Origin of the sequence: Colwellia sp. BRX8-4 (assembly GCF_014077345.1) — a bacterium.
Classification (GTDB): domain Bacteria; phylum Pseudomonadota; class Gammaproteobacteria; order Enterobacterales; family Alteromonadaceae; genus Colwellia_A.
On record NZ_JACGVS010000021.1, the window covers coordinates 59,871 to 71,180 of the forward strand.

Genomic DNA, 11,310 nt, shown 5'->3' on the forward strand with positions numbered 1-11,310 from the left:
TTTATCTGGTTTAAAATTTGTATTATTGACTGTTTTCTTTGTTTTTAGTTGAATAGGTTGCTTTGCGCGGCTATAATCTGGCCAATTATTTTGTAAATATACTACCTTTAAGCTTGGCTTAATGGTGAATTCAACAATTAAAGTGGAATACATACGATGACTAATAAAACCGTATTACATGCTAAGCATATTGAAGCTGGCGCAAAACTAGTTGATTTTCACGGCTGGGAAATGCCAATTAACTACGGCTCGCAAATAGAAGAGCATAATGCTGTTCGAACTGATGCCGGCATGTTTGATGTTTCACACATGACCATTGTTGATATTAAAGGTGTTGATGCCAAAGCATATTTACGCCGTTTAGTGATCAACGATGTTGCAAAATTAACCGTTGAAGGTAAAGCCCTTTATACCGGTATGCTCAATCACGAAGGTGGTGTTATTGATGATTTGATCATTTATTTCTTCACTGAAACTTATTATCGTTTGGTTGTTAATTCAGCAACGCGCGTAAAAGATTTAGCGTGGATGAATGAACAATCGGCTGGTTTCGACATTACAATTACCGAACGTCCTGAATTTGGCATGATTGCCGTGCAAGGTCCTCAAGCTAAAGCTAAAGTAGCTTCACTATTAACACCAGAGCAAACTCAAGCTGTTGAAGGTATGAAGCCATTCTTTGGTGTTCAAGCCGGCGATTTATTCATTGCCACCACGGGTTATACCGGTGAAGATGGTTATGAAATAGTGGTTCCAGAAGACCAAGCAGCAGATTTATGGCAAAAATTACTCGACGCAGGTGTTGCACCTTGTGGTCTAGGCGCTCGTGATACCTTGCGCTTAGAAGCAGGCATGAATCTTTATGGTTTAGATATGGACGAAACTGTTTCGCCATTAGCGGCTAACATGGCATGGACCATTAGCTGGGAACCAACAGATCGTAACTTTATTGGCCGTGAAGTATTAACTGCCCAAAAAGCTGCTGGCGACCAACCTAAACTTGTTGGTTTAGTCTTTGAAGAAAAAGGCGTATTACGCACTGGCTTAAAAGTGATTACGCCATTTGGTGAAGGTATTATTACCTCAGGTACATTCTCGCCAACATTAGGTCATAGTATTGCTATGGCTCGTGTTCCTCGCAGCGTAAGCTTAGGCGACACTGTTGAAGTAGAAATGCGTAAAAAATTAGTTAACGTTAAAGTGATCAAAGCTGGCTTTGTTCGCAATGGCAAAAAAGTTTTTTAATTAATTTTTAATCATAAAAATTTGTTTTAAAAGCAAGTAGAATGACAATGTTGGTCGAGGGTAAATCTATTTGCGCTTGTCCAATATAGAAGAATAATTAAGCTATAGTATTTAATTGTTAGCCAATAGCGACAATTGAAATTGAGTTTACGATAAACAATAATTAACCTCAGGAAAATAAAAAATGAGCAACATTCCTTCAGAACTAAAATATGCAACATCACACGAATGGGTACGTCAAGAAGGTAACGGCGTAGTTACAGTTGGTATCACTGAACATGCACAAGACTTATTAGGTGACATGGTATTTGTTGAATTACCTGATGTTGATGACGAAATCAGTACTGGTGACGACGTTGCAGTAGCAGAATCTGTAAAAGCAGCTTCAGACATCTACGCACCCGTTTCAGGTAAAGTTATTGAAGTAAATGAAGACTTAGAAGATTCTCCTGAATTAGTTAACTCAGACGCTTTTGGCGCTGGTTGGTTATTCAAGGTTCAGTTAGCTGATGAAGCAGAGTTAGATGCTTTATTAGATGCTGAAGGTTACGCGAATTCTATTGACGAAGACTAATTTCGGGCACATTTAGCTTTTATGCTGCGTTGCTTTTGATACTCGTCTAATCTCACTTGCTTAATAGCCTTTAGCTAAAGGCTTATTAAGCTTATAAGACTGATAAATTTAGCGCCTTACCAAAAAGCTAGCTGTTTACGAAATCTGTTATTAAGCCTCCAACTGCTTGTTTGGGGCTTTATTTTAGTTACGCCGTAACTAAAGACCCAGTAAATTAATTACCCACTTAAGAGAAGCTGTTTTATGACTACTCAATCAAAATCACTTGCTTATTTAGAGCAAACTCAAGACTTTATTCGTCGTCACATTGGCCCTAATGCCGAACAAACTCAAGCGATGTTAAAAGACATTGGCGCAGAGTCGGTTGACGCACTTATCAATGAAATCGTACCAAGTGATATTCGTTTATCAGCATTGCCTGCGATTGAAGAAAGTAAAACAGAAGCGCAAGCCTTAAGTGATTTAAAAGCGGTTGCAAGCTTGAACAAAGTAAACGACACCTACATTGGTTTAGGTTACTACGGCACATTAACACCGAACGTAATTTTGCGTAACGTGTTAGAAAATCCAGGCTGGTACACGGCTTACACGCCTTACCAACCAGAAATTGCTCAAGGTCGTTTAGAATCATTATTAAACTACCAGCAAATGTGTATCGACCTTACCGGTCTTGAACTAGCTTCTGCTTCATTATTAGATGAAGGAACTGCGGCTGCTGAAGCCATGGCATTAGCAAAACGTGTTTCTAAAAACAAAAAATCAAACTTGTTCTTTATCTCAAGTGATGTTTATCCACAAACTATCGACGTTGTTAAACAACGTGCAGAAATGTTTGATTTTGACGTTATCGTTGCTCCTGCTCATGAAGCCGCTGACCATGATGTTTTTGGTGCTTTGCTACAATACCCAAGTGCATCGGGTGAAATTACAGACATTAGTGAGTTAATTGAAAAAATTCACGCAAACAAAGGTATTGTTGCGGTTGCCGCCGATATCATGAGTTTAGTGATGTTAAAAGCACCGGGTGAATTAGGTGCTGATGCCGTTATTGGTTCAAGCCAACGTTTTGGTGTTCCAATGGGCTACGGCGGACCACACGCTGCATTTTTTACTACCTCTGAGAAATACAAACGTTCATTGCCTGGTCGTATTATTGGTGTTTCTAAAGATACCCGTGGTAACGCTGCATTGCGTATGGCAATGCAAACTCGCGAACAACATATTCGCCGAGAAAAAGCTAACTCAAACATTTGTACTGCCCAAGTACTCTTAGCTAACATGGCGGCGTTTTACGCGGTCTATCATGGTCCAAAGGGCTTGAAAATCATTGCTAATCGTATTCATCGTTTCGCAGATATTTTATGCTTAGGTACAGCCACAAAAGGCTTAACAGCTATTCATGCTAACTACTTTGACACCTTAACGTTCAATTTAGATAATAAAGAAGAAATCGTTGCACGCGCACTAGCTGCAGGTGTTAACTTCCGCACTGATGTTGCGGGTCAAATTAGTATTTCTCTAGATGAAACAACGACTCGTACTGATATTGCTGGTTTATTCGATATATTATTAGGCGCAGGCCATGGTTTAGACGTTAGCGACCTTGACGACAAAATAGTCAGTAGCGGTCATTCTTCAATTCCTGCAGCATTAGTACGTGAATCTGAAATATTGACTCACCCGGTATTCAATTCATACCACAGCGAAACAGAAATGCTTCGTTATATCAAAAGATTAGAAAACAAAGATTTAGCATTGAACCATTCAATGATTTCTTTGGGTTCTTGTACGATGAAGTTAAATGCAACAGCACAAATGATCCCAGTATCATGGCCTGAATTCGCTAACATGCACCCATTTGCACCCATTGACCAAGCTCAAGGTTATAAGCAAATGATTGACGAGTTAGGCGATTGGTTAGTTGAACTAACGGGTTACGACAACATTTCAATGCAACCTAACTCTGGTGCTCAAGGCGAGTATGCGGGTTTAATCGCGATTGTTAAATATCATGAAAGTCGTGGCGATGCACATCGTAATATTTGTTTAATTCCATCTTCTGCCCACGGTACAAACCCTGCGTCTGCGCAAATGGTTGGTATGAAAGTTGTTGTTGTTGCTTGTGATAAAGAAGGTAACGTTGACATGAACGACCTGCGTACTAAAGCAAGCGAAATGGCCGACAATCTTGCCTGTATTATGATCACATACCCGTCAACGCACGGTGTATATGAAACAACAGTAGCAGAAATTTGTAACATCGTTCACGAACATGGCGGTCAAGTTTATCTTGACGGTGCAAACATGAACGCACAAGTAGGCGTAACGTCGCCAGGCTATATTGGCGCTGACGTTTCTCACCTAAACTTGCATAAAACGTTTGCTATTCCACACGGTGGCGGTGGCCCAGGTATGGGACCTATCGGCGTTAAAGCACACCTTGCACCATTTTTGCCTGATCATGCATTAATTAACGTTAATGAAAGTACTAAAGGTAATGGAGCCGTTGCAGCAGCACCATTTGGTAGTGCGGGTATTTTATGTATCTCTTACCTTTACTGTGCAATGCTAGGTAAGCAGGGCGTAACAGATGCGACTAAATATGCTATTACTAATGCTAATTATTTAGCTAAAAAGTTAAGCCAACATTACCCACTTTTATACGCAGGAAAAAATGGTCGTGTTGCTCATGAATGTATTATCGATTTACGTCCACTTAAAGCCACATCAGGTATTAGTGAAGTTGATATAGCAAAACGCTTAATTGATTATGGTTTTCATGCACCTACGATGTCGTTCCCAGTAGCGGGTACTTTCATGATTGAACCTACAGAATCTGAGTCAAAAGTTGAACTTGACCGTTTTGTTGAAGCGATGGTTTCTATTCGCGACGAAGTACGTAAAGTTGAATCGGGTGAATGGTCAAGTGACGACAACCCATTACATAATGCTCCTCATACGTTAGCGGATATTACTGATACTTGGGAACGTGGTTATTCTATTAAAGAAGCAGTATTCCCAGTTCCTGCTGCAGCCAAAAATAAATTTTGGCCAACAGTTAATCGCATCGATGATGTATACGGAGACCGTAACTTAATTTGTTCATGCCCTCCAATTGAAAGTTATCAAGACTAGTTTTTTGATGTTGAGGATCGTTAATTAAGTTGGTTAACGATTTAATGAAGATGGTTATCTTAATGAAGTTGGTTAACTAACATAAAGCTGATATAAAAAGACAAACTTAGGTTTGTCTTTTTTTTTATTCGTCAATATTATCGTAAATTGAAAATGAAGTTTGTGACTACCTATAATTAAAATTATGAAACATAGCTCTAGAAAACACACAAAGGTAAGTCTGTAATGGCTTACTCTGTTGTAATGTTCATTTTAAGAGTGGAGACATTAGACTGTAAACCTTTTCTACATCTCTCCTAATGAGTTTTTAGCATCATATTATTTATTAGTCTTAATAATACAGATCGGTCAGGCCGTGATTGATCTTAACTGTTTAAAGTTATGTTCATTAATCTGCATGTTAGGCAAGAGTATTACTGAGGCTTCTAAGTAATATCGATGTTTTATGGGAAATAATAGAATGTATAGTAATTATCGGTTTGAAATGGGGAAGGTTTGGTATAAATTAGTTGGCAATCAAGAAGATGGAAGTTACTGAGATGTCTACATAATATTGTTAACCTCAAAATACAAATGACCAATTAAGTGAAGTTGATGGTTTAAATTTACTATCTAGATTAATGACATAACACGGAAGATAAAGTTTGAGTTTAAATAATGCACATGAAGGCTATGACTACCAAGATTTGATAACAAGCTACTTTATTTTGAAAGAAATTTTAGATGGTAATCTTGATAGTGTTTTTTTAATCGATAAAAAGAATACTACAGGAGATATCCCTGATAGATTTGATGACTTAGTCATTACTAATGGCGCTGATATACAACGTAAGCAAATTAAATATAGTAATGAAGCTGTATCAAAAGTACTAATAAAAGATTACCTTTCAGGTGATGCTCATTACAAAATAGCAATCCATAAATTATTTGAAACGTGGAGAAACCTTAAAACACCTAATACTGAATTTAGATTATGCTTAGCTTGGGACGAACCTATTGACGAAGATATTACAAGGGTTTTAGAGTTACAGCCTGACAGATCATCATTTAGTAATTTTCCAACAAAGGTTTTTAAAATTAATCTTGATCGTCTATGGGAAGAGAGCCCAGATAACTTTAATCGTTGGAAGAGTCTAAGCCAGTATGTAAAAGACAATAATACAGATAGAAGTGAATTTAATACTTTTTGTAATGATTTGCTTATTGAAGTCAACTTACCTAAAGCAAGTTTAAAGTTTAATCGACCAAGCCAGTTAGAAGAAATATTAAAAGAACAAGCCAAAAAATTAGGGATTGAACAATACCCTAATGATGATATTTATATCTCTGACTTTTTAGAACGATTGGCTAAAACCTCTGGAGCTTATAGAACACGCTCTGCTCGAATTTCAGCTAAAGATATACTTAGTGAACTACGAGTAAGAACCGATTTTGGCAGAATAGAGCAAAAATTCGAGATTGACCAAAATAAAAATATTACATCGGATGAAAAAAATAGCTTATTCATTAAAAATGTTATTGCTAACAATAAAACATTATTGCTCGGTGAACCCGGTTCAGGAAAATCATGGTTCTTAACAAACTTAATTGAATATTTGACGACTAATAATCATACGGTAATACGACATTATTGTTTTACGAGTACAGAAGATTCCTCTTTTGATAAGAGAGTTAGCTCAGATGTTTTTTTTGGTAACTTAATAAGTGATATTGAACAATATTTTCCGCAGGTAAAAAAAGAAAAACATCAACTATACGCCTCTAACCTGAAAGAATTAAACTTATTATTAGCTGCTGTTGAAGAACCTATAATAATCATCGTTGACGGTTTAGATCATATTAATAGGGCTTTAAAAAATTCAATTACTTTGTCTAAAGAAAAGACAAGGATTATTGAATACATTTCAAAGATCGAACTACCTAATAACGTCAGTATTATATTAGGTTCTCAGCCTACGGACGAAATTGACGTTTTAACAGAAAGTTATGAATTTATAAAAGTACAATTACCTAAGTGGGATATAGAAAATACTAAGAAACTGATGGGGAGATTTGAATATGAAGATATTCAGATTAATGATCAAAACCTATCGATTTTACTTCATGAAAAAAGTGAAGGAAGCCCACTTTATTTGACTTATATACTAAAGACTCTTAATGATTATAAAACTATTACTGATGAACTTATCGATAGCCTGCCTAAATATGATTTTAACCTAAAAAATTATTATGAATATCTAACAAATCAGATAGGCAATAATACAACTTCTGAAATATTATCTTGCTTAGAGTTCGCTGTTAGTAAAAAAGAACTCAAAGAAATAATACCGATGAAGCATCATTTTAATTCTGATATGAAAGTATTAGCTCCTGTTATATCGGAAAATAGCTCCAGGGGAGGGGTAAAGCTATATCATGATAGTTTTAGGAGGTTCAACATTGAAAAACTGTCTTCTATAGCTGACATTAAAGATATATATGAATTCATAATAAATTGGCTGAGTAATAATGGCTTTTACGAAAATGATAAATCTTACAGATATTTATTAAATTACCTAATCCTATCAGAACAGTATGAGGAAGCTAATAAGTATGCAGAGAACAGCTTCTTATCTAAAAGTCTATATTTCGGTCATTCGGAGTCGTTAATACAGAATAACTATAGAAACTTTTTACATGTAGCTGAGAAATCACAAGACTGGCCTCTTTTTATTTATTCAGGTGAGTTGCATAGAGCTATTTCAACTACAAACTCTGAAGAAAACCATAGTCAGTTTTTAGATAATTTCGAGCTATATTTTGAAGCAATTTGTTCTATCTATGGGACAGAAAAAGCTAATGCTCTTTTATTTTTTAATGGCGAAAAAAATTATAGTGACAGAATTACAGCCAAAGCTTTTACCATATTACAAGAATATGGATACTCACCATATTGGGAAGAAATAAATAGGCTATTTGAGAGTAACGTTGCATTAGAAGATTTTAAATATTTCATTTGTTATCAGGTTCAAGGAAATAATGATTTAGATGGAATTTTCAATTCTATTTTACCTGATGAATACTCTGATTTCCTCAGAATTTTTATTGAAGAAGTGTTTAAGATTAAAGGTTTTGAGGTGATACTTCATCATTATAAAAGCGTTGATATCGATGAAGGTAAAACGGTCGCACTTAGGGTTAATTCTGCTCTAGATAGAACAAATTGCGAGCAAAGAATATTTATTACTGATGATAAGCCACGTTCTAAATTAGAGCCTTTAGATTTAAGTTTTATTGATGAACATATTCAAAACAATGAATTAGACAAGTTTTACGTTAATGTTGAACGACACGCACAGTCCGATATAGAAGCATTAATTGATTTTGAAGAAGGAATACCCTCACACAATTTCGTACGAAATTGGATAAAGTATTTTATTAGGTTATTTATAATTGAAAATACTTGCGCTGATACAAACAAAGAAAAAGAAATTCTAGGAAATATTAAATTTTTAGCTAACGATACAGATCGTTTTAAAGGAGAACCTAGAGCAGTAACTTTTACTCATACTCATAGTAGCCTAATTGAGCTTACTATTGAGCGATCTTTAAGATATATAGTATCAAAGGAGTCATGGGAAGAAGCAATCTCTGATTTGATGAAAATACCACATCCAATACTGCCCATAATAGAGAAAAAATTCCTAAATGATAAAAATATTCATTTGGTTATTGATGCCTATGATCAGTTTGATAAAGCAGAAAACGATGAATATTATGAGCATGCAGACTACTCATTTAGGAAGTCCATTTATTATGGAAAAGTAGGAATGGTTAATGAAGCCAAAGACGAACTGAAAAAGGCTCTTTTGCTAATTACTAGTTACACCTCTCGTAAAGATACAACCTTGACAGAGCTTATCGAGCCATTACCTGCTATTAATAACATTAATCCAGACTTCGCCAAGCAATATACTAGAAAGCTGAAGTACCTAAGTGATGCTGCAATGAAGCATACGGAAGACGGTAAAGGCATTAGATGGTTGGCTATAAGCTGGTTTGAGCAGCTTTTGAGTGTTGATTATGAGCTAGCCACTATGTACTTAGTTGATGAGTTTCTAACGAATGAGTATTTTTGGAAGCTGGATTACATGTTTGTTGTTTATCTGCAACAAAGTCATTCTGTTGACCCTATAATTCTTAATTTTCTATATAAATTGTCCCCAACAAATACTAAAGATAATTACTTAAATGGTTTTTTGGATGTAATTACTAAGCTAGAAAATATAGATAAGAAGTTAGCTCAACTCTCTTTAATCAACTTATCAATCAGAGATTGGACTTATTCCGATAATGAAATAAGCAATAAAACGAAGACTAAATTTTATCAATTGAAGGATCTATTCGGAATAACCCGCCCAACTTGTAATAAAAGGTCAAAAAATGAAGCATCAACTAGTACTTATGAAAATGAAAAATTAGGTGATAGTTTAACTAAACAGCTTTGCATAGAGACTTCATTACGAGATAAAAGTGATTCTGAGTTAATAGAACATTATGATAAGAAAGATAAATTATGCAATACAGATTGTAACTACCTTTATTTTTATCTTCAAGAAAGTAGGAATGAACAACTTACTAGAGAGTTATTAATTTCAATTATAACAAAGAGGTTTCCAAGTGATACCGAAGAACATTTTAATAAAATACAGGCTTTAATTGAGCAACTGCCTCTGTCGGATGAAACTAAAATTTTTCTATTCATTAATAATTTTGCTTATTCTAAGGATGGTTGGTTTTCAAGTTTTGTAAATAAAGTATCACTAAAAAAAGCAGTAGAAATCGATAAAGACGAATCACTAATAGTATTAGCAAAAGCTCTGCATAAAATATTTTCCACGTCTAATTCTTTATATAAATATGCCGCCAACCTAATTATTGCATTTGAACATGCAGGCTTAGAAGGAGAGTCTATTTTATCAATGTACAAAAGTAGTTTTGATTTTATTGAAAATAGATTACCAGATACGAATGATTTCAAATGGGAAAATGTAGAGAGCACTGAAATTTCAGATATGAATCATGATGAACTCGCTATAGTAGTAATTCTTAGTAAAACAAAAAACTTAGATACCTTTGTACAAAAGGATATCATTGTAGCTATTAGCTATCTCATGAAGCACGATGATACATTATTAATAAAACCATTTAGGTGGTTTTTTAATAATATAGAGCGTTTTCATCAATTGTCCGTTGCAAGTATATTAGAACTTTTCTTAATCGAAATGGATAAGCATCCTTCATTTTTGAGTAGCATTAAGGATGAATTAAATAACGCTTTTATCATCGAAAACCTATATATCCATAATACCTTGCTAGATATATTTGAAGGATTAAACCATGAGTGATCAATTTATAGGGAGTATAAAAAGAAGTAAGTATATTGTTTATTTAGCCAATATTGGTATCGATACTGATGCAATAACAAATGAGGTAGTAAAAAATATTGATGAGAATGAAATCAATGCTTTTGGTAATAATTCTCACAAAATGTACTCTTCTAACTCATGTATAGAAAGTGTTGTGTTTAAACATGTTTGCAAATACTTGTATGAGGAATATAAAGGTTCTGTGATTTTTGAAAATGAAAATAAACTAGATATAAAGACAATTATTGCCACTTCTAAGTCTTTAATCCAAAGACCAAATATAATAAAACCCTCTGATTCGGTCGCAGGTTTTAAAGAACCTGATTATAAAGATGACTTTGTAATAATATCAAGATTTGAAAAAGAGTTGAATATAGAAGAACATGGGAGAAAAAGCACGAAAAAAGGTACCATGGTTTTTGAGGGGTTACTTCCATATGAAGTAGAGGTGAATCCATTATTTGATTGGCCACAGACTCATGATATTTGGGATAACATCTATTGCTATGATAAACCTTTTATACAAGGGTTTTGTATAAATACTAGTAGCATTGAAGCTCAGACCGTTTTATGGATGAACAGTGAATTACTAAATATGCTTGGACTAAAATTAGACAATTACAACAATGGACTAAGGGCATTAAATAGTAATGGTGAGGTTGTTTTAAAATTTAGAAGTTGGAGAGAAAAGTTAATTGGTAATGGCGCTTCATTTGTCGGGATAGACTCAAATATTGCAAAGCTAGAAGGTTGTGACTTGATATTAAGAGAAGACTATTTCAATAAACTTAAAAAAATAATCCCTGATGTAGTTTATTATACGGTAAGCGCGTAATTAGCCCCACATACCAATATTAATCGAGCCTGCGCATAATTATCTTAGTAAATTAACATGAGGTAATTATGAATAAACAGCAAAAAATCAAACACTGGCAAAACATTTTTGAA

5 protein-coding genes are annotated in these 11,310 nt (G+C 34.6%); all 5 read left to right on the top strand.

What is annotated here, in order from left to right:
- Positions 1 to 156: 156 nt before the first annotated feature.
- Positions 157 to 1,245, top strand: a complete 1,089-nt coding sequence (gene gcvT, locus H4J56_RS15930) for a glycine cleavage system aminomethyltransferase GcvT (protein WP_182213933.1) — start codon at positions 157 to 159, stop codon at positions 1,243 to 1,245.
- 184 nt (positions 1,246 to 1,429) lie between these two features.
- Complete coding sequence (gcvH, locus tag H4J56_RS15935; protein ID WP_070374238.1) at positions 1,430 to 1,819, top strand: glycine cleavage system protein GcvH; 390 nt, start codon at positions 1,430 to 1,432, stop codon at positions 1,817 to 1,819.
- A 243-nt stretch (positions 1,820 to 2,062) separates the two neighbouring features.
- Positions 2,063 to 4,954, top strand: a complete 2,892-nt coding sequence (gene gcvP, locus H4J56_RS15940; protein ID WP_182244978.1) for an aminomethyl-transferring glycine dehydrogenase — start codon at positions 2,063 to 2,065, stop codon at positions 4,952 to 4,954.
- Between the two features lie 644 nt (positions 4,955 to 5,598).
- On the top strand, positions 5,599 to 10,341 hold the full coding sequence (locus tag H4J56_RS15945; RefSeq protein WP_182259590.1) for an ATP-binding protein: 4,743 nt from the start codon (positions 5,599 to 5,601) through the stop codon (positions 10,339 to 10,341).
- Positions 10,334 to 11,197, top strand: coding sequence for a hypothetical protein (locus tag H4J56_RS15950; RefSeq protein ID WP_182259591.1), 864 nt, complete (start codon positions 10,334 to 10,336; stop codon positions 11,195 to 11,197). The genes H4J56_RS15945 and H4J56_RS15950 overlap by 8 nt, the downstream gene beginning before the upstream one ends.
- Positions 11,198 to 11,310: the final 113 nt, after the last annotated feature.